The sequence below is a fragment of the Mycetocola reblochoni REB411 genome, from assembly GCF_900163835.1.
GTDB lineage: Bacteria > Actinomycetota > Actinomycetes > Actinomycetales > Microbacteriaceae > Mycetocola_B > Mycetocola_B reblochoni.
Window position 1 is genome coordinate 38,527 of record NZ_FUKR01000072.1, and the last position, 18,485, is coordinate 57,011.

An 18,485-nucleotide genomic window follows, 5' to 3' on the forward strand; every position below is an offset into this window, starting at 1 on the left:
ATGACGCCGCGGTCCACCACGACCAGCAACCGGTCCCCGACGCCGCCCGTGCCCCGGACGACAGGGAAGAGGGAAGCTCGTGTACTACAGCAGCGGCAACTACGAGGCATTTGCACGTCCGCGCAAACCAGAGGGCGTCGACACGAAGACGGCGTGGTTCGTCGGCGCCGGCCTGACCTCGATGGCATCGGCCGTGTTCATGATCAGGGACGGGCAGCTCCCCGGCGACCGCATCACCATCCTCGAGCGACTCGAGCTGCCCGGAGGGGCGCTCGACGGCATCAAGAAGCCGAAGAAGGGCTTCGTGATCCGCGGGGGCCGCGAGATGGAGGACCACATGGAGTGCCTGTGGGACCTGTTCCGCACCATCCCCTCCCTCGAGGTCGACGGCTCCGTGCTCGACGAGTTCTCCTGGCTCAACAAGGACGACCCCAACTACTCGCTCACGCGCGTGACCCACCGGCAGGGCATCGACGCCGAGACGAACAACGAGTTCGGCCTGAGCGAGAAGGCGCAGAAGGAGATGGTCCGCGTCTTCCTCGCCTCGCGCGAGGAGATGGAGAACAAGCGGATCGACGAGGTGTTCGGCGAGGAGTTCCTCGCCAGCAACTTCTGGCTGTACTGGCGGACGATGTTCGCGTTCGAGACCTGGCACTCCGCGCTGGAGATGAAGCTGTACCTGCACCGTTTCGTCCACCACATCGGCGGACTGCCCGACCTGTCGGCCCTCAAGTTCACGAAGTACAACCAGTACGAGTCCCTCGTCCTGCCCATGTACCGCTGGCTGCTCGACCAGGGAGTGACGTTCGAGTTCTCGACCGAGGTCACCGACATCGACTTCCGCTTCGACGGCGAGCGGTCGCAGGCCACCCGCATCCACTGGGTCAGGGACGGCGTCGAGGGCGGCGTCGACCTGGGGGAGGACGACCTCGTCCTGACCACGATCGGCTCCCTCACCGAGAACTCGGTCGACGGGGACCACCACCACCCGGCGCGGCTCGACGAGGGCCCGGCGCCGGCCTGGGACCTCTGGCGCCGCATCGCGGCGAAGAGCCCCGCGTTCGGGCGCCCGGACGTCTTCGCCTCCGACATCCCCAAGACCAAGTGGGAGTCGGCGACGGTGACGACCATCGGCCCGGAGATCCCCGCCTACATCGAGAAGATCGCCAAGCGCGACCCGTTCGCGGGGAAGGTGGTCACCGGCGGGATCGTCACGGCCAAGGACTCGTCCTGGCTGCTCAGCTGGACGGTCAACCGCCAGCCGCACTTCAAGGCTCAGTCGCCCGACGAGATCGTCGTCTGGGTGTACGCGCTGTTCAGCGACGTCCCCGGCGACTACACCGGCAAGACGATCCAGGAGTCCACGGGCGAGGAGATCACCCAGGAGTGGCTGTACCACCTCGGCGTCCCCGTGGAGGACATCCCCCGACTGGCCGCGGAGGGCGCGCGCACCGTGCCGGTGATGATGCCCTACGTCACCTCGTTCTTCATGCCGCGCCAGGCCGGCGACCGTCCGGCGGTCGTCCCGGAGGGAGCGGTCAACTACGCGTTCATCGGGCAGTTCGCCGAGACCACGCGCGACACGATCTTCACCACCGAGTACTCGGTCCGCACAGGGATGGAGGCCGCATACCAGCTGCTCGGGATCGACCGCGGCGTTCCCGAGGTGTTCAACTCCACCTACGACCTGCGCTTCCTGCTCGCAGCGACGTCACGGTTGCGCGACGGAGAGGCCGTGGCGCTTCCGGGGCCGGGCTTCGTCGGCAACCGGCTCATCCGACACCTCGACCACACCCAGATCGGCCAGCTGCTGACCGACTTCGGTCTCGTGCCCGAGCTGGGGAGCACGCGCACGCGCGCGAGGGAGGACGACGCGGTCTCCTGACCGCGGGGGGTCGAGGCGGATGGCGGATGGCTCGACGGGCCGGTCCGCCCCGCCCGTGACGCCGCGCCTTTCACACCCCGGGGCTCCGGAGCTCAGGAGCTCCGGGCGTACGATTCCGGGCTGCGGGCGTATGGTTCCGGGCTGCGGTTCCGGCTCAGGGACGGGATGACCGCGCGGATCGCGCCGCCTCGTTGCGTGCGACGGCCGCCCGCACGAGACCGCGCAGCGCGGCGGCGTTCAGCGCATCGCCCTCGAACAGTTCGTAGGAGCGCCGCTGCGAGCCGCCCAGCTCGCCGTTGAACACGCCCTCGGGGTCGGGGAGCGAGGCACCGTACAGGAAGCCGAGCTTCACCTTGCGCGAGAACAGCCCGCCGACGACGAGGATGCCGTCGAGCTCCCAGGTGGGGGCGCCCCTCCACTTCCAGTCCTCGGTGATCCGGTCGTCGGCCGCGGGGATCACCGCACGCGCCTCGGCGAGAACGGCGCCCCTCCAGTCCGGGTGATCCGCGATGAGGCGATCGATGCTCCCTCTGGCGTCCACGCTGCCCACTGTTCTCCCGACCGGGGCCGGACCTCGGCCGCCTCAGCCCCATTGTGCACCCGGCGGGGTCACGGCTCAGTCCGCGCCTGCGAGCGCCGACGGCAGACGGTACACCCGCACCGCGTTCCCTGCGAACGCCCTGCGCTGCTCCGACTCCGACCAGCCCTCGGCGATCTCCAGGAACCCGCCCATGATCTGGCGGTAGCTCCCGGTCAGGCCGTCGACGGGGAAGTTGCTGGCGAACATGATCCGGTCGGGGCCGAACACCTCGGCCGTCGTCTCCACGATCTCCCGGTTGTTCTCGACCGACCAGGGAACACCGGGCAGGCCGATCCCCGAGATCTTGATCGTCACGTTGTCGAACGCGGCCACCCGCACGAGGGCTCGGCGCCAGCCCGCGATGCCTTCACTACTGCGGTCCGAGGGCAGAAAGGTGTGGTTGATGGCGATCGCCGTGTCGGGAAAGTCGGCGGCGAGGCGCACGGCCTGGTCGACGTGCCACCAGGCGGTCTGCAGCTCGAAGTCGAGCCCGTACCTCGTCAGCAGCGCGTACCCCCGACGCCAGGACGGGTCGTCGAGCAGGTTCGGGTTCGCGGCGGCCTCCGCCGCGGAGGCCGCCTGCCCCGGCTTGTTGCGCACAGCCCGGACGAGAGGGCGCTCGGCGAGCTGTTCGAGCACGCCCTCGACGCGCTCGTCCCTGAGTACGGCGTGCGCGACGGCGGCGCTGGGCAGTCCGTAGCGCTCGGCGACCCCGGCCGTCCAGTCCATCTCGCCGACCGGGTCGTCGAGCTCCCACTCGGTCTCCATCGTCACCGTGCCGACCAGGTTGAGTCCCTCCGCATCGCGCAGCAGGTCCGGAGGGAGGTAGCTGCGCTTGATCGACTCGTAGTCGCCGTAGCGGAACGGGATGCGCGCATCGGGGCGCAGCCACGGCTGGCGACCCTCCTCCGGCGTCCAGAAGTGGTGGTGGGCGTCGACGATCGGCCCGGCGTAGCGGGTCATGCCCGCACCCCGGTCGCGGAGGGGGCCTCCATCGCGAGCGGACGGTTGAAGTTGATCAGCATCGACCCGACCAGGTACACGGCACCGGCGACGGCGAGGAACAGGAAGGAGCCCGCGTAGGACCCGCCCGAGGCGGCGATCGCGTAGCCCATGACGACGGGCGCGATGCCGCCGCCGACGCTCGAAGCGACGTTCATGACGCCACCGACGACGCCGACCTGCTTCTTCGGCGCGAGCCAGGCCGGGAACGCCCAGTAGATCCCGCCGAACTGGACGAAGAACACGGCGAGCCCGAGTGCGACGATCGCAACGTAGCCGTTGCTGATCGCAGGAAGCGCGAGGATCGAGGCCACCGTCCCGATGCCGGAGATGGCGAGGATCGTCTTCATCACCGAGTTGTAGTTCGTCGTCCGCGCCCGGAAGGTGTCGGTCGCGGTGCCGGCCACGAGCTGGCCGAGAACGCCCATCCCGTAGACGGCGAACGTCCCCCAGCCGAGCCCGGCGAGGTCGAACCCCATCGCGCTGGACAGGTACGACGGCGTCCACGAGATGATGCCCCACCACACGGTCGCCCAGCCCAGGCGTCCGAGCATGAGCGACCAGAAGCTCGTGGACCTCAGGTAGGAGGCGACACGGGGAAGCGGGCCCGACGCGGCCTCGTCGGCGACGTCGGCGTCGCTGCGGATGTGCGCGAGCTCCGCCTCGTTCACGCGGGGGTGCTCCTCGGGGGTGTCCCTGAGGTACATCGCGTACACGACGGCGGTGACGATGGTCAGCGCGCCGGTGATGATGAACGCCCAGCGCCACCCGCCCGTCCAGCCGATCAGCGCCGTGACGATGATGCCTCCGACGGCGGAGCCGAACGGCCCGGCGGCGTCGACGAAGGTGGCTCCGCGCGCCCGCTCACGGGAGGGCAGCCACCGGGAGTTCAGCTTGGCCGCGGCCGGGAACACGGGCGCCTCGGTCGCGCCGAGCCCGAGCCGGGTCCCCGTGAGGAAGATCCCGTTCATGGCGAGACCGCCGAGCAGCTGGAACCCGCCCCACACCGCTCCGGCCCAGCCGACGATCCGCCGCGGGCCGAAGCGGTCGAGCAGCCAGCCGCCGGGGATCTGGAACAGCATGTAGGTCCAGAAGAAGGAGCCGAGCAGCCAGCCCTGCATCTCCGGGCCGAGGTCGAACTCCTCGCTGATGAAGGGCATGGCGATCGACAGGGTCGCCCTGTCGATGAAGTTCAGCAGCACGAGGATCCAGAGGATCCCGAAGATCTGCAGGCGGACGCGTGTGCGCTTGCCGCCGGTGGCGGCCGTGGGCGATCCGGTCATGGTTCGCTGACTCCTTTGTCGGTGGTGCGGTACGGCAGTGGTCAGAGCTCGGGGCGTGCGGGCGCTCCGTCGGGACGCGGGGTCAGCGTCCCTCGGGTCGGACGCGGGCTGTTCGGGGGCGCGCGGGGGTCATTGTCACTCCATCGTGGGTCGGACCGGCTCTCTCCAGTGCCTAGATCCTATAGGATGGACGACGTAAGCATCGCTGTCAACAGTGCACCGGCCCGGTGCCGTTCGCGATCAACACTCGACGCCAGCGGCCAGCAGCCAGCAGCCAGCGGCCCGCAGCCAGCGGCCCGCAGCCAGCAGCCAGCAGCCAGCAGCCAGCAGCCAGCGAGAAGGGTCCGCCCGAGCCGCCGTCAGAACAGGCTGCCCCCTCGGGCCACACGCGGGAGCGGCCCCACGACTAGAGCTCGGCGATGACGCTGCGATCCGCCGTGGCCCTGTCCCGCGCGTTCGTCAGGTGCGCGGCCATCTCGCGCTCGGCCGCCTCCGCGTCGCCGGCGCGGATCGCATCGAGGATGCGGCCGTGCTCGAGCGCGGCGAACTGGATGTCCGAGCCGCCGAGCGCCCCGAACAGCCGGAAGCGCTGGACGTGCCCGCCGAGCGCCTCGAACGCCGCGGCGAGGAAACGATTGCCCGTGTTCGTCGCGATCAGCTGGTGGAAGCGGGCGTCGGCCTCCCAGAACAGGTGGAAGTCGCGCGACCCGTCGTAGGCGTCGAGCGCCTCGACCGCGGCGGTCAGCTCGGCGAGGAAGGCGTCGGAGAGGGCCTGGCTCGCCAGAGCAGCACAGCGCGGCTCGATGGTCACGCGCGCCTCCATGAGGTTCGCGAGCTCCTCGACGGTCGACAGCGGCGCCGCGCGGTAGCCGCGATGCGCCGTCCGGCTCACCAGCCCCGTCGACTCCAGCCGTGCCAGCGCCTCACGGATCGGCGTGTGCGAGACGGCGAATTCCTTCGCGAGGCCGTCGATGATGATCGACGAACCCGCGGCGATGGTGCCCTCGATGAGCCGCCGTTCCAGGATCGTGTAGACCTCGTCCGCCAGGGAGGAACGTCGGGGGATGGCCGCCAGCAGCCTGTCGTCTACGTTCATCCCGCATTCCTCCGGCGTTCGGTTCCGGTCTCCAGATTAGAGGGAAGCGGCTCGGAGAACACCATGCCGGCGCCCGTCGGGCGCGAGGGGGCCGACGGGCCGACCGCGGAGGACCGGCCCCGACCGCCGGGGTCGGGGACCGGCCGGAGGCGACGCTCAGCCCGCGGCGTCCTCGACGACGAGCTCCGCCGCCCTCTCGGCGAGCGCCATGATCGTGCCGACGGGGTTGAGCGCCGTCAGAGTCGGGAACGCCGAGGCGTCGGCGACCCGAAGGCCGGCCACGCCCCGCACCCGCAGGCGCGAGTCGAGCACCGCGAGGGGGTCGTCGTCGGCCCCCATCCGCGCGGTGCACGAGACGTGGTAGACGGTCTGATGCGTGCGGCGCAGCACCTCCGAGAGCTCCTCGTCCCCGGTCACCTCCGGCCCGGGGAAGACCTCGCGCACCAAGTGGGACGCGAACGGCTCCTGCCCGGCGACGCGGCGGGCCAGCCGGACGCCCTCGACGAGCATGCGCTCGTCCCTGCCCTCCGGATCGGTGAAGGAGCGGTAGTCGATGCGCGGCGCGACGTCGGCGTCGGGCGAGGTGATCCAGACCCGCCCCCTGCTGCGCGGTTTCGCCACGTTCGGGGCGAAGGACACGTTGTTCGCCGGGATCGTCGCCCCGTCGTTCTCGGCGTGCACGGTCCAGGAGTGCAGCGGGATGTGGGTGGATACGTCGGGCGTGCTCGTCGACTCGTCCAGCTGGACGACGTAGCCGGCGTCCCAGCCGGTGGCGCACACCTCCGAGCGCTCCCCGGCCGCCTCCCAGACGATGAGCCCCTCCGCGTGGTCCTGCAGGTTCTCCCCCACGCCGGGCAGGTCGACGACGGTCGTCACGCCCGCGGCCGCGAGGACCCCGGCCGGTCCGACTCCCGACCGCATCAGCAGCGCGGGCGAGTCGATCGCCCCGCAGCACACGATGACCTCGCGCGCCGCACGGAGCTCGCGCTCCACGCCGTCGCCGTCGCGCACGACCGCGCCGACGGCTGCGCCGTCCTCGATCAGGAGCCTCTGCACCACGGCACGCAGGGCCAGCGTCAGCCCGTCACGGTCCGGCTGCGAGCGCAGGTAGCTCCACGACGCCGAGGAGCGCTGGTTGCTCTCTGGCTCGTAGCCGATCTCGAAGAAGCCCGCGCCGTCGGCGAACTCCCCGTCGTTCCAGCTCTCGCGCAGCGGCAGGCCGAGGGCCGTCGACGCCGCGCTCACCGCGTCGGCGACGTACGGGTTCCTGTCGGCCGGCGCCACGGGCCCGCTGCGGGCGAGCAGCCGGTCGAAGCAGGCGCCGACCGTGTCGAGGTCCCAGCCCTCGACGCCGAGCTCGGCCCACTCCTCGAGGTCGCCCCGCAGCGGACGCCAGGTGATCATCGTGTTCGCGGTGGAGCAGCCGCCGAGGATGCGCAGACGCGCCTGGCGGATGTGCGAGTTGCCCCTCGGGTTGGGCTCGCTGCGGTAGTCCAGGTCGTACTCGCCCTCGAGCATCTCCGACCAGCGCCGGATGGTGTTCGCCCTGGGCTCGTCGGCGTCGCTCGGCCCGGCCTCGACCAGCAGAACGCGGGCCCCGGCCGTCTCGCTCAGCCGGGCCGCCACGATGCAGCCGGCCGTGCCGCCGCCGAGGACGAGGTAGTCGCAGTCAGCCTCGGCCGTCGTCGTCTCGCCCATGTCAGCCCCGGTGGATGAGGTCGAGGATGTCGCGGTAGTACTCCCTGAACGCGTCGTTGCCGATCACGTCGGGGGTGCGCGGGCGGGGCAGCTCGATCGCGTACTCCGCGGCCACCTTGCCCGGTCGCGGCGTCATCGCCACCACGCGGTCGGAGAGGAACACGGCCTCCTCGATGTCGTGCGTGATGAGCATCACGGTCATGCGGTTGCGCTCCCAGACCTGGGTGAGCAGTTCCTGCATCGTGCGCCGGGTGAGGGCGTCGAGGGCCCCGAACGGCTCGTCCATGAGCAGCACGCTCGGGCCGTACGCGAGCGAGCGGGCCAGCGCCACGCGCTGCTGCATGCCGCCGGAGAGCTGGGCGGGGTAGGCCTGCTCGAAGCCGGTCAGCCCGACCTGCGCCAGGGCCTCCCTCGCCCGCTCCACCCGGTCGCGTTTGCTCAGTCCCTGCTCGCCGTCGAGGGCGAAGACGACGTTGTCGAGCGCGGACAGCCAGGGCAGCAGCGTCGCCTGCTGGAACACGACGCCCCTGTCCCTGCCCGGGCCGAGGATCTCCGCTCCCGCGATGCTCGCCGACCCCGTGGTCGGGGCCTCGAGCCCGGCGATGATCGAGAGCAGCGTGCTCTTGCCGCAGCCGGACGCCCCGACCACCGAGACGAACTCCCTGTCCCCGAGGACGAGGTCGACGTCGGTCAGCGCGGTGACCTCGCCGAACTGCTTGGACACGCCGGCCACGGTGACGCGGGGCTGACGGGTGAGGGTTTCTGTCGAGCTCATGAGCGCCCCTTCAGGTAGCGGAAGAACTGCCGGCCGAGGGCCCGCATGATCTGGTCGAAGACGAGGCCGAGCAGGCCGAGGACGATGACGTAGCCGATGATGAGGTCGGTCTCGAGGAAGCGCTGCGCCTGCGTGATGCGGTAGCCCATGCCCTCGGTCGCCGCGACGAGCTCGGCGACGACGAGCCAGGTCCACGCCCAGCCGAGCGTGATGCGCAGCGAGTCCCAGATCTGCGGGAGCGCAGAGGGGAACACGATCCGCACCAGGATCTGCACCCGGTTGAGGCCGAGCGTCGCGCCGAGGTTGCGGTACGCCAGCGGCACCCGCCTGACCGCGTCGGCGAACATCAGCACCTGCTGGAAGAAGGTGCCCAGGAAGATGATGAGGAACTTCTGCGGGTCGTCGATCCCGACCCAGAGCACCGTCAGCGGGACGAATGCCACCACGGGCATGTATCGGATGAAGTCCATGATCGGCTCGATCGCGGCCTCGATCCGGGGGACGGCTCCGCAGAGGACGCCGATCGGGATCGCCAGCGCGCTGGCCAGCAGGTAGCCGACCATGACGCGGTACGTGCTCACGGCCGCGTCCGACCACAGCTGCCCGTTCCCGGCCTGCTCGACGAGCTTCTCGACCACGCTCGCCGGCGAGGGGAGGAACAGCGGCTGGACGAGTCCCGTCGCCGTGACGGCGGTCCACAGCACGAGGAACGTGACGAAGGCGATCACCGCCGTCGTGATGTACTGGCGCCGGGTCAGCACGGTGAGCACCGGCTTGCGCCTGGCCCCGGCCGTCCGCCGTGCGGGGGCGGCCGGGGCGCTGGTCTGAGTCGTCATGGGGTTCCTTGGCCTTCGGGATGGGTGGGGTTACTTGCTTCCGCCGACGAAGCTCGGGTCGACGATGCTGTCCAGGTCGGTGCCACCCTCGAGGATGCCGATCTCGGAGCCGATGTCCTGGACGCTCGGCAGCACGGTCGTCAGGTAGTGGCCGCTGAGCTCCTCGGCGTTGTCCTCCAGGCCGAAGTAGGTGACGCCGTCGAACGCGGTGTCCAGCGAGGCCTTGTCGCTGCCGATGGCCTCGGCGATGATGCCCCTGGCCTCGTCGGTGTCGGAGTTGTAGTAGTCGATGGACGGGCCCCAGGCGTCGACGACCTTCTGCACGGTGTCGCCGTTGTCCTTGAGGTAGTCGTTGTCGACGACGAGGACGTCGCTGATGAGGCCCTCGTTCTCGGCGGCGGTGTAGATCGGCTCGAAGTTGCCGTCCGCCGCACGGGCCTCGGAGATGTACGGCTCGTAGGTCACGGCGACGGGGACCGATCCGCCGAGCAGCGCGGTGGCCGCCTCGGACGGGTCCATCGGTACCGGGGTGATGTCGTCCAGGCTGAGGCCGTTCTCCTTGAGCGCGTAGCCGAGCAGCAGGTTGCTGACCGACCCCTCCTCGAAGGCGATCTTGGTTCCCGCGAGGTCGGCGACGTCGGTGACGCTGCCGTCGCTGAGGATGGCGTCGGCCTGGAGCGAGGCGTCCAGCAGCAGGACGATGCTGACGTCGAGGCCCTGCTCGATGAACTGCAGCGCCGTGTGGCTGGCGACGTTGGCGACCTGGATGCGGTCGGCGGCGAAGGCGGCCGTCATGTCGGCGTCGTTCATGAAGTTGGTGATGGTGACGTCGACGCCGGCGTCCTCGAAGTAGCCCTTCTCCTCGGCGACGTACCAGGGGCCGTAGCCGAGCCAGGGCTGGATGCCCATGCCGATGCTGGAGGCATCGGCGTTGCCGCCCGCGCTCGGGGTGGAGGAGGAGCAGGCGCTCGTGGCGATGAGGACGGCGCTGGCGGCGATGAGCCCTGCGGTGCGGGCGATCGTGGTCGGGGTCGTTCGGGTCATGGCGGGGGTCCTTCCAGGACGGGTGCTGGGTGGAACGTGGTTGTCCCAGAATCTGCACCGCCGCGGGGCGAAGCAAATAACGAGACTCGAATTCTACGATCGATTTTGGAGATGCAATTGCAGCGCAATATCGCCGAAATCTATTTGAAACACGGGCGCTGGATCGTGGAATCGGAACCGGCCGACCGCGCCGGTCAGAACGGAGCCCCCGTGCCCGCCACCCTCTTCCGCAACGGACTGCTGTACCTCGGCGCGGGGCGCGTCGCGCGCGGCTCACTGCTCGTCGTCGACGACCGCATCGCGGAGGTGACCCTCGACCCGGAGGACACCGGCGCCGCCGCGAGCGCCGGCCCCGGGACGGCTCCTCCGCCCGGCGCCCGCGTGATCGACATCGGCGCGGGCACCCTGCTGCCCGGCTTCCAGGACGCGCACGCGCACCCGGTCCTGGCGGGGACGCACCTGCTCGCGATCGACCTCACCCCCGTGCACGACCGGAGTGCCTACCTCGACCTCGTCGCCGCCGCCGCCGCCGCCGACCCCGACGCGACCACCCTCACCGGAGGGGGCTGGTTCGGCGACGTCTTCGACGGCGGCTTCCCCCGCGCGACCGAGCTGGACGAGGCCGTCACCGACCGGCCGGTCATCCTCAGCAGCCACGACGCGCACGGGGTCTGGGTGAACAGTGCCGCGCTGCGGGCGGCAGGCATCGACGCCTCGACGCCGGACCCCGACGGCGGCCGGATCCTGCGGGACGCCGACGGGACGCCGAGCGGGACGCTGCTGGAGGCGGCCGTCGGGCTCGTCGCCGGCCTGATCCCGCCGCCGACCCCCGAGCTGCTCCCCCGCGCCCTCGCCGCCGCCCAGCGCCGCCTGCACGCGGTCGGCGTCACCGCCTGGCAGGACGCCGCGGTCGGCGAGTCCGACCTCGGGCCCGACGTGCTGCCCGCCTACGAGGCGCTCGACGCCTCGGGTGAGCTGACCGCCTCCGTCCGCCTCGCGCTGTGGTGGGACAGGGGCAGGGGGCTCGAGCAGATCGACGACTTCCTCGCCACCCGGGACCGACTCGCCGGCAGCGAGCGCCTGGACGCGGGGGCCGTCAAGGTCATGGTGGACGGCATGGTGGAGAACCACACGGCGGGGATGCTCGCCCCGCTCGGCGGAACCGACGACGACAGGGGCATCACCTTCATCGCCCCCGACGACCTCGCACGCCTGACCACCGCGCTGGACGCCGCCGGGTTCCAGGTGCACTTCCACGCCTGCGGCGACGCAGCCGTGCGCAGCTGCCTCGACGCCGTCCAGGCCGCCGTCGCCGCGAACGGCCCCCTCGGCAACCGACACCACATCGCCCACCTCGACGTCGTCGCACCCGAGGACGTCCCCCGTTTCGCCGCGCTCGACGTCACCGCCAACGTGACGGGACTCTGGGCGCGCACCGACGAGGAGATCGTCACCCGCAAGCTGCCTCTGCTCGGCCCCGAGCGCGAGCGCCAGCACTTCCCGTTCGGCTCCCTTCACCGCGCCGGAGCCCGGATCGTCGGGGGGAGCGACTGGCCTGTGACGGACCCGAACCCGCTGTGGTCGGTCGCGACCGCGGTGACCCGGACGGGCGTCGCCGCTGACCCGCACGCCATCGGGGAGGAGGTGTTCCGCACCCCACTTCTGGCCGAGGAGGCGCTGCCGCTCGGCGTGGCCCTCGACGCCTACCTGTCGGAGGCCGCGCGCATCAACGGGCGGGAACACGTCAGCGGTCGTCTCGAGGAGGGGGCCGTCGCCGACCTCGTGCTCCTCGACGCGGACGTGAGCAGCGTCGACGCCGTCGCGGACGCGGGCGTGCGGTTGACGATGGTCGGCGGCCGCGTCGTCCACGAGGGCTGAACCGGCCGGGGTGCGGGCGAAGAAGACACGACCGGACCGGCGACACGGGTCCCTGAGGACCCCGACGACCCGCGGCCGCGGCTCAGAGCGCGGTGTGCGCAGTGGCGACGCCGTCGACGGCGAGCGCCGCAGCGGTGCGCCGGCACTGCTCGGCAAACAGCTTCGCCTTCGACGTCGGCTCCTCCGTCCGCCGCTGCGACGCCAGCACCAGGCGCAGCGGCGGGATCGCATCGCGCAGCCGGAGCCGGTGCAGCTGCGCCCCGGAGTAGGTCGAGGCGACCTTGGGCTGCTGGTTGAGCAGGGTGAAGCCGTGGCCGCTGGCGACCATGGCGCGCACGGCCTCGAAGCTCGCGAAGCGGTAGCGCACGAGCGGGCGCACGCCCGCACGGCTGAACCACTGCAGGAAGTAGTCCCGGCTGACCGGCATGTCCAGGAGCACCATCGGCTCCTCGGCGAGCTCGGCCAGGCTCACCTCCTCGCGCGCGGCGAGCGGGTGGTCGACGCTGACGGCGGCGTACAGCGGAACCTCCGCGAGCACCTCCTGCTCGACCTCCGGCCCCAGGCCCAGGTCGTAGCTCAGCGCCAGCTCGATCGACTGCTCCGCCAGCGCGGGCCCCACCATGTCGGCGCTCATCTCGGCGACGTCCACCTGCAGCTCGGGGTGCTCGTCGGCGAGCGCGCTGATGATCGGCGGCAGGTAGAACGGGGCGAGGGTGCGGAAGCAGCCGATGCTGATCCGTCCGGCGGTGTTCTCCGGGCGCAGCACGCTGACGGCGTCGTCGACGGAGCTGAGGATGCCGCGCGCCCTGGCCAGGAAGTCGGCACCGGCGGCGGTCAGCTGGAGGCCCTTCGCCCTGCGCCGGATGAGCAGCTGGACGCCGACGCTCGCCTCGAGGTTGGAGATCGCGGTCGACACGGCCGACTGGGCGACGAACAGCTCGTCGGCGGCCCAGGTCATGCTCGCGTTCTCCGCCGCGGCGACGAAGTACCGCAGCTGGGTGAGGGAAATGTCGTTCCGGCCGGGGGTGCGCATCGGATCTCCGTATTTCGAATGTGTTTCGGCGATATTTATCGCGCTTTACATCAGATTATCCGATACCGAATGTCGCCTCCGACTATTTGCTTTGCCCCCGGCGCGCTCCCGACACTCGAAGGGTTCCCCCCAGGCACCCCACGGAAAGCAGCAGGCCCGACCATGACAGCTCCGTCCTCCCCCACCGCCCCCGACCGTCCCGCGGCGGACGCCGTCGAGCGCCTGCCCGAGCGCACCGAGGTCGTCGTCGTCGGCGGAGGCCAGGCCGGCGTGGCGATGAGCGAGCACCTCGCCTCCCGTGGCATCGCGCACGTCGTGCTCGAGCGCGACCGCATCGCCGAGGCGTGGCGCACCCGCCGCTGGGACAGCCTCGTGGCGAACGGACCTGCCTGGCACGACCGCTTCCCCGGCATGCCGATCCCCGGCGCGGGCCCCGACGACTTCGTCGCGAAGGACGACGTCGCCGCGTACTTCACCGCCTACGTCGAAGAGTTCGGCCTGCCCGTCGTCACCGGCGTCGAGGTGCTCCGCGTCACGCGCAACGCCGAGGGTCCCGGCTTCACCGTGGCCACCAGCGCCGGCACCGTCGAGGCGCGCTACGTCGTCGCCGCGACCGGGCCGTTCCAGGTGCCGGTGATCCCCGCGCTGATCCCCGCCGACGGCCCGGTCGCACAGCTGCACTCGCACGACTACCGCAACCCCGGCCAGCTCGCCCCCGGGGGCATCCTCGTCGTCGGCGCCGGGTCGTCCGGGGTGCAGATCGCGGCGGAGCTGCGCGCGGCCGGCCGCGAGGTCGCCCTCTCCGTCGGCCCGCACGACCGGCCGCCGCGCCGCTACCGCGACCGCGACTTCGTCTGGTGGCTCGGCGTGCTCAACAAGTGGGACGCGGCCACCCCGCCCGTCGGGGCCTCCCACGTCACCATCGCGGTCAGCGGTGCCGACGGCGGCCGCACCGTCGACTTCCGGGAGCTCGCCGACGCGGGGATCACCCTGCTCGGCCGCACGACCGGCTACCGCGACGGCGTGGTGACCGTCGCGGACGACCTGCGCCGCACCATCGCGCGCGGCGACGAGAACTATCTGTCACTGCTGCGCGAGGCCGACGCCTATGTGGAGCGCAACGGCCTCGACCTGCCGGAGGAGCCCGAGGCCCACCTCATCGGAGCCGACCCGGCCTGCGTCGCCGAGCCGCTGTCCGAACTCGACCTCGCCGCCGCCGGCATCACGACCGTGATCTGGGCGACCGGCTACACGGTCGACTACAGCTGGCTGGAGGCGGACGCGTTCACACCCGACGGCAGGCCCGACCACCTGCGCGGCGTCTCACGCGAGCCGGGCGTGTACTTCCTCGGCCTGCCGTGGCAGTCCCGCCGCGGGTCCAGCTTCATCTGGGGCGTGTGGCACGACGCCAAGCACATCGCCGAGCACATCGCGACGCAGCGCTCCTACCTGGACTACCGCCCCTCGACCGCGGGACTCACGACCGCAGGACTGGAGACACGAGCATGACGACGCACACCCGCATCCGGCCGTTCAACACGGCGGAGACGTACCCCGAGCAGAACCTCAGCAACGACCTGTGCCAGGCCGTCGTCGCGGGAGGGGTCGTGTACCTGCGCGGCCAGATCGGCCAGGACCTGGACACGAGGGAGAGCGTCGGCATCGGCGACGTGGAGGCCCAGGCGGAGAAGGCCATGGCCAACATCGACATGCTGCTGCGCGAGTCCGGCTCCCGGCTCGCCGACGTCGTCAAGGTCGTCGTGTACCTGACCGACATCCGCTACCGCGAACCGGTGTACCGCGTGATGGGGCGCTGGCTGGAGGGCGTGTTCCCCGTCTCCACCGGACTCGTCGTGCAGGCGCTGGCGCGGCCGGAGTGGCTCGTCGAGATCGACGCGACCGCCGTCATCAGCGACGGCGCCGACGGGGAGGACGCCCGATGACCGTCTCGCTCACCGCCAGGGACGAGGACGGCTCCTTCGGCATCGTCATCGCCTCGTCGAGCCCCGCCGTGGCCTCCCGCTGCGCCTGGCTGCGCGCGGGCGTCGGCGCCTCCGCCACGCAGAACGTCACCAACCCCTCCCTCGGACCGGCCGTGCTCGACGCGCTCGCCGCGGGTGCCGACGCGGCCGGGGCCGTCGCCCTGGCGATCGGCGACGACGAGCACGCCGCGTTCCGCCAGCTGACCGCGGTCGGCGTCGCGGGCGACGCGGCCGTGCACTCTGGCTCCCGCTCGCTCGGCGTCAACGGTGACGCCGTCGGCAACGGTTGCGTCGCCGCGGGCAACCTGCTCGCGAACGACGGGGTCCTGCCCGCCATGCGCGACGCCTTCCTCAGCGCCGACGGCACGCTCGAGACCCGACTGCTAACCGCCCTCCGCGCGGCGCTCGCTGCGGGCGGCGAGGCCGGCGAGCTGCGCTCCGCAGGGCTGCTCGTCGTCGCGGATGCCCCGTGGAACGTCACCGACCTGCGCGTCGACGACCACGACTCCCCCGTCACCGAGCTCGCCCGGCTGCTGGAACTGTGGCTCCCGCAGAAGGACGCCTACCTCACCCGCGCCCTCTCCCCCGAGGCGGCGCCGTCCTACGGGGTCCCCGGCGATGAGTGACGCCGCCGCCCCGCCGGCCGACGGGTCGCAGCGCGACCGCCTGCTCGCGGCCGCCCGCGACGCGGTCGCGGCGAACGAGGACCGCGTCGTCGCGCTCAGCCGCGCCCTGCACGCCGAGCCGGAGACCGCCTGGCAGGAGCACAGGGCCGTCGAGGCGATCACGGCGGTGCTGTCGTCGGCCGGGTTCTCCGTCGAGCGCGGGACCGCAGAGCTGGAGACGGCGTTCGTCGCGAGCACCGGTCACGGGGAACGGACCGTCGCACTGGTGGCCGAGTACGACGCGCTGCCTGGCCTCGGCCACGCCTGCGGGCACAACCTCATCGCCGCGAGCGCGGTGGGGGCCGCCCTCGCGCTCGCCCCGCTCGCCGACGAGCTCGGCCTCACGGTGCGCGTCTACGGCACCCCGGCGGAGGAGGGCGGAGGGGGCAAGATCCTGATGCTCGACGCCGGCGTGTTCGACGACGTCGACGCCGCGCTCATGGTGCACCCCGGCCCGAACGACTCCGGCTACGCCAGGCCCCGGGCGGTCGCGCATGTCGATGTGGAGTACACCGGTGCGGAGGCGCACGCGGCGGCCTACCCCGAGCGCGGCGTCAACGCGGCGGACGCCGCCCTCATCGCCCAGGTCGCGATCGGGCTGCTCCGCCAGCAGCTGCCCGACGGCGTCCGCGTGCACGGCATCGTGCGCGAGGCGGGGACCGCCCCCAACGCGATCCCCGGCCGCGCGCGGGCGAGCTGGTACGTCCGCGCGTCGACGCTCGCCGAGCTGGACGCGCTGTTCCCCCGCGTGACCGCGTGCTTCGAGGCCGGAGCGCTCGCCACCGGCTGCACGGTGCGGATCACCGAGACCAGCGGACGGTACTCCGAGTTCCGCAACGACGAGGCGCTGCTGGCCGACTTCGCCGCGCACGCCGCTGCGCTCGGCCGCGACATGGACCTGGCGGAGCGGCACGCGGGCGGCATGAACACCGCCTCGACCGACATGGGCAACGTCTCGCTGCGCGTCCGCGCGATCCACCCGTACCTGAGCATCGGCACGTCGACGGCGAGCAACCACCAGGCCGCCTTCGCGGAGGCGGCGGGCACGCCCGAGGCCGAGCGCGCCGCGCTCGACGGCGCCGTGGCGCTCGCCCAGACCGTCATCGACGACGCCGTCCGCGCGGCGAGCGGAACGGTGCCGGCCGCACCGACATCGACGACACTGGAGCCGAGGACGCCGGCACAGACGACGACACCAACACCAGACCCCGCATCGACACCGAGGAGCACCCCATGACGGCAGCCGACTGGCACGCCCGCGCGGCCGCGATCACGCCGCGGACCGAGCTGTTCATCGACGGGGGGTTCCAGCCGGCCGCGAGCGGAGAGCGCTTCGACACTGTCGACCCCGCCACGGGCAGGGTCATCGCCGCGGTCGCGCGCGGGGACGCCGAGGACGTCGACCGGGCCGTCCGCGCCGCGCGCCGCGCGTTCGAGCGCGGCGACTGGTCCCTGGCGGCCCCGGCCGAGCGCAAGCGCGTGCTGCTCGCCGTCGCGGACGGCATCCGATCCCACGCCGACGAGCTGGCGCTGCTGGACAGCATCGACGGCGGCAAGCTGATCACCGCGACACGTCAGGTCGACGTCCCCGGCAGCGCCGCGATCCTGCAGTGGTACGCGGAGGCGACCGACAAGCTGTACGGCCAGGTCGCCCCCGTCGCCTCGCCGGACCTGGCCATCATCACGCGGGAGCCGCTCGGCGTGGTCGGGGCCGTCGTGCCCTGGAACTACCCGCTGGAGACGGCGATCTGGAAGATCGCCCCCGCGCTGGCCGCGGGCAACAGCGTCGTGCTGAAGCCGGCGGAGGAGAGCCCGCTGTCGGCGCTGCGCCTGGCAGAGATCGCCTCGGCCGCCGGGCTGCCCGACGGCGTGCTCAACGTCGTCACCGGCTTCGGCGTCGAGGCCGGCGCCGCCCTCGGCCTGCACCCCGACGTCGACGTGATCGCCTTCACCGGCTCGACCGCGGTCGGCTCGCGGTTCCTCGAGTACGCCTCGCGGGGCAGTATCCGGCCCGTCTGGCTGGAGTGCGGCGGCAAGAGCGCCAACCTCGTCTTCGACGACGCGGACGACCTCGACGCCGTCGCCGACGCCGTCATCGGCGGCATCTTCGGCTGCGCGGGACAGGTCTGCTCGGCGAACTCGCGTCTGCTCGTCCAGCGCGGCATCCTCGACGGGCTCACCGAGCGCGTCCTGGAGCGCGCCGCGGCGCTCACCGTCGGCGACCCGCTCGACGAGGCCACCCGGATGGGCCCCCTCGTCAGCGCCAGGCAGCGCGACCGGGTCGCCGCCCACATCGCCTCCGGCAGGGACGAGGCCGAGCTGCTCCTCGGCGGCGACGCACTGCCGGGCGACGGCTTCTTCCTGGCCCCCACCGTGTTCGGCTCCGTGCCCGACGACGCCCGCATCATGCGCGAGGAGATCTTCGGGCCTGTGCTGGCGATCGCCGCCTTCGACACCGAGGAGGAGGCCGTCGCGCGCGCGAACGCGAGCGAGTACGGGCTGGCCGCGAGCGTGTTCACCTCGAGCATCCGCCGCGCCCAGCGCGTCGCCCCCGCCCTGCGCGCGGGCACGGTGTCGGTGAACACCGTCGACGCGCTCGACGTCACGACGCCGTTCGGCGGGGTGAAGCAGTCCGGCTTCGGCCGTGACCTGTCGCTGCACGCGCTCGACAACTACACGGCGCTGAAGACCACCTGGTTCGCGGGCGCGTAGCGGATGCGGGCCGCCG

At 71.9% G+C, this 18,485-nt stretch carries 16 protein-coding genes; 7 read left to right on the forward strand and 9 right to left on the reverse strand.

The features are described 5' to 3' along the window. The first annotated feature begins 79 nt into the window (after nucleotides 1-79). A complete protein-coding gene (locus tag FM119_RS12475) occupies nucleotides 80-1,885 on the forward strand; it encodes an oleate hydratase (RefSeq protein ID WP_087138482.1) in 1,806 nt (601 codons plus the stop codon). Between the two features lie 154 nt (nucleotides 1,886-2,039). Here the strand turns inward: FM119_RS12475 and FM119_RS12480 are convergent, their stop codons facing one another. From FM119_RS12480 to FM119_RS12515, 8 genes are all read right to left on the reverse strand, one after another. Continuing rightward, nucleotides 2,040-2,426 (reverse strand): DUF1801 domain-containing protein, encoded by a 387-nt coding sequence (locus tag FM119_RS12480; protein ID WP_087138514.1) that lies wholly within the window; start codon nucleotides 2,424-2,426, stop codon nucleotides 2,040-2,042. A 75-nt stretch (nucleotides 2,427-2,501) separates the two neighbouring features. Next, nucleotides 2,502-3,428, reverse strand: a complete 927-nt coding sequence (locus FM119_RS12485) for an amidohydrolase family protein (protein WP_087138483.1) — start codon at nucleotides 3,426-3,428, stop codon at nucleotides 2,502-2,504. Further along, the gene (locus FM119_RS12490; protein ID WP_087138484.1) at nucleotides 3,425-4,750 is read right to left on the reverse strand and encodes an MFS transporter; all 1,326 of its coding nucleotides are present in this window, start codon (nucleotides 4,748-4,750) and stop codon (nucleotides 3,425-3,427) included. The genes FM119_RS12485 and FM119_RS12490 overlap by 4 nt, the downstream gene beginning before the upstream one ends. A gap of 406 nt (nucleotides 4,751-5,156) precedes the next feature. Then, the gene (locus FM119_RS12495; protein ID WP_087138485.1) at nucleotides 5,157-5,846 is read right to left on the reverse strand and encodes a GntR family transcriptional regulator; all 690 of its coding nucleotides are present in this window, start codon (nucleotides 5,844-5,846) and stop codon (nucleotides 5,157-5,159) included. A 156-nt stretch (nucleotides 5,847-6,002) separates the two neighbouring features. Then, a complete protein-coding gene (locus tag FM119_RS12500; RefSeq protein WP_087138486.1) occupies nucleotides 6,003-7,544 on the reverse strand; it encodes a GMC family oxidoreductase in 1,542 nt (513 codons plus the stop codon). 1 nt (nucleotide 7,545) lies between these two features. Continuing rightward, a complete protein-coding gene (locus tag FM119_RS12505; RefSeq protein ID WP_087138487.1) occupies nucleotides 7,546-8,319 on the reverse strand; it encodes an ABC transporter ATP-binding protein in 774 nt (257 codons plus the stop codon). Next, nucleotides 8,316-9,155 (reverse strand): ABC transporter permease, encoded by an 840-nt coding sequence (locus FM119_RS12510; RefSeq protein ID WP_087138488.1) that lies wholly within the window; start codon nucleotides 9,153-9,155, stop codon nucleotides 8,316-8,318. The genes FM119_RS12505 and FM119_RS12510 overlap by 4 nt, the downstream gene beginning before the upstream one ends. 30 nt (nucleotides 9,156-9,185) lie before the next feature. Next, complete coding sequence (locus FM119_RS12515; protein WP_087138489.1) at nucleotides 9,186-10,199, reverse strand: ABC transporter substrate-binding protein; 1,014 nt, start codon at nucleotides 10,197-10,199, stop codon at nucleotides 9,186-9,188. Nucleotides 10,200-10,409: 210 nt separating this feature from the next. Between FM119_RS12515 and FM119_RS12520 the strand changes: the two genes are divergently transcribed. After that, on the forward strand, nucleotides 10,410-12,077 hold the full coding sequence (locus FM119_RS12520; RefSeq protein WP_218778784.1) for an amidohydrolase: 1,668 nt from the start codon (nucleotides 10,410-10,412) through the stop codon (nucleotides 12,075-12,077). A gap of 82 nt (nucleotides 12,078-12,159) precedes the next feature. Here the strand turns inward: FM119_RS12520 and FM119_RS12525 are convergent, their stop codons facing one another. Beyond that, nucleotides 12,160-13,110: a LysR family transcriptional regulator gene (locus tag FM119_RS12525; protein WP_087138491.1), complete on the reverse strand. Its 951-nt coding sequence runs from the start codon at nucleotides 13,108-13,110 to the stop codon at nucleotides 12,160-12,162. 162 nt (nucleotides 13,111-13,272) lie between these two features. Between FM119_RS12525 and FM119_RS12530 the strand changes: the two genes are divergently transcribed. The 5 genes from FM119_RS12530 to FM119_RS12550 are packed head-to-tail and all read left to right on the forward strand — an operon-like array spanning nucleotide 13,273 to nucleotide 18,469. Continuing rightward, the gene (locus FM119_RS12530; protein ID WP_087138492.1) at nucleotides 13,273-14,619 is read left to right on the forward strand and encodes a flavin-containing monooxygenase; all 1,347 of its coding nucleotides are present in this window, start codon (nucleotides 13,273-13,275) and stop codon (nucleotides 14,617-14,619) included. Continuing rightward, nucleotides 14,616-15,053, forward strand: a complete 438-nt coding sequence (locus FM119_RS12535) for a RidA family protein (RefSeq protein ID WP_087138493.1) — start codon at nucleotides 14,616-14,618, stop codon at nucleotides 15,051-15,053. Before FM119_RS12530 ends, FM119_RS12535 begins: the two co-directional genes overlap by 4 nt. Beyond that, the gene (locus tag FM119_RS12540; RefSeq protein WP_087138494.1) at nucleotides 15,050-15,718 is read left to right on the forward strand and encodes a DUF1028 domain-containing protein; all 669 of its coding nucleotides are present in this window, start codon (nucleotides 15,050-15,052) and stop codon (nucleotides 15,716-15,718) included. Before FM119_RS12535 ends, FM119_RS12540 begins: the two co-directional genes overlap by 4 nt. Next, complete coding sequence (locus tag FM119_RS12545; protein ID WP_087138495.1) at nucleotides 15,711-16,994, forward strand: M20 family metallopeptidase; 1,284 nt, start codon at nucleotides 15,711-15,713, stop codon at nucleotides 16,992-16,994. Before FM119_RS12540 ends, FM119_RS12545 begins: the two co-directional genes overlap by 8 nt. Continuing rightward, nucleotides 16,991-18,469 (forward strand): aldehyde dehydrogenase family protein, encoded by a 1,479-nt coding sequence (locus FM119_RS12550; protein WP_087138496.1) that lies wholly within the window; start codon nucleotides 16,991-16,993, stop codon nucleotides 18,467-18,469. Before FM119_RS12545 ends, FM119_RS12550 begins: the two co-directional genes overlap by 4 nt. Nucleotides 18,470-18,485: the final 16 nt, after the last annotated feature.

What these genes read in the sequence shown, in the direction of transcription:
- FM119_RS12485 (WP_087138483.1), bottom strand. Translation starts at nt 3,428, where the DNA reads ATGACCCGCTACGCCGGGCCGATCGTCGACGCCCACCACCACTTCTGG.
- FM119_RS12490 (WP_087138484.1), bottom strand. Translation starts at nt 4,750, where the DNA reads ATGACCGGATCGCCCACGGCCGCCACCGGCGGCAAGCGCACACGCGTC.
- FM119_RS12495 (WP_087138485.1), bottom strand. Translation starts at nt 5,846, where the DNA reads ATGAACGTAGACGACAGGCTGCTGGCGGCCATCCCCCGACGTTCCTCC.
- FM119_RS12500 (WP_087138486.1), bottom strand. Translation starts at nt 7,544, where the DNA reads ATGGGCGAGACGACGACGGCCGAGGCTGACTGCGACTACCTCGTCCTC.
- FM119_RS12505 (WP_087138487.1), bottom strand. Translation starts at nt 8,319, where the DNA reads ATGAGCTCGACAGAAACCCTCACCCGTCAGCCCCGCGTCACCGTGGCC.
- FM119_RS12510 (WP_087138488.1), bottom strand. Translation starts at nt 9,155, where the DNA reads ATGACGACTCAGACCAGCGCCCCGGCCGCCCCCGCACGGCGGACGGCC.
- FM119_RS12515 (WP_087138489.1), bottom strand. Translation starts at nt 10,199, where the DNA reads ATGACCCGAACGACCCCGACCACGATCGCCCGCACCGCAGGGCTCATC.
- FM119_RS12525 (WP_087138491.1), bottom strand. Translation starts at nt 13,110, where the DNA reads ATGCGCACCCCCGGCCGGAACGACATTTCCCTCACCCAGCTGCGGTAC.
- FM119_RS12530 (WP_087138492.1), top strand. Translation starts at nt 13,273, where the DNA reads ATGACAGCTCCGTCCTCCCCCACCGCCCCCGACCGTCCCGCGGCGGAC.
- FM119_RS12535 (WP_087138493.1), top strand. Translation starts at nt 14,616, where the DNA reads ATGACGACGCACACCCGCATCCGGCCGTTCAACACGGCGGAGACGTAC.
- FM119_RS12540 (WP_087138494.1), top strand. Translation starts at nt 15,050, where the DNA reads ATGACCGTCTCGCTCACCGCCAGGGACGAGGACGGCTCCTTCGGCATC.
- FM119_RS12545 (WP_087138495.1), top strand. Translation starts at nt 15,711, where the DNA reads ATGAGTGACGCCGCCGCCCCGCCGGCCGACGGGTCGCAGCGCGACCGC.
- FM119_RS12550 (WP_087138496.1), top strand. Translation starts at nt 16,991, where the DNA reads ATGACGGCAGCCGACTGGCACGCCCGCGCGGCCGCGATCACGCCGCGG.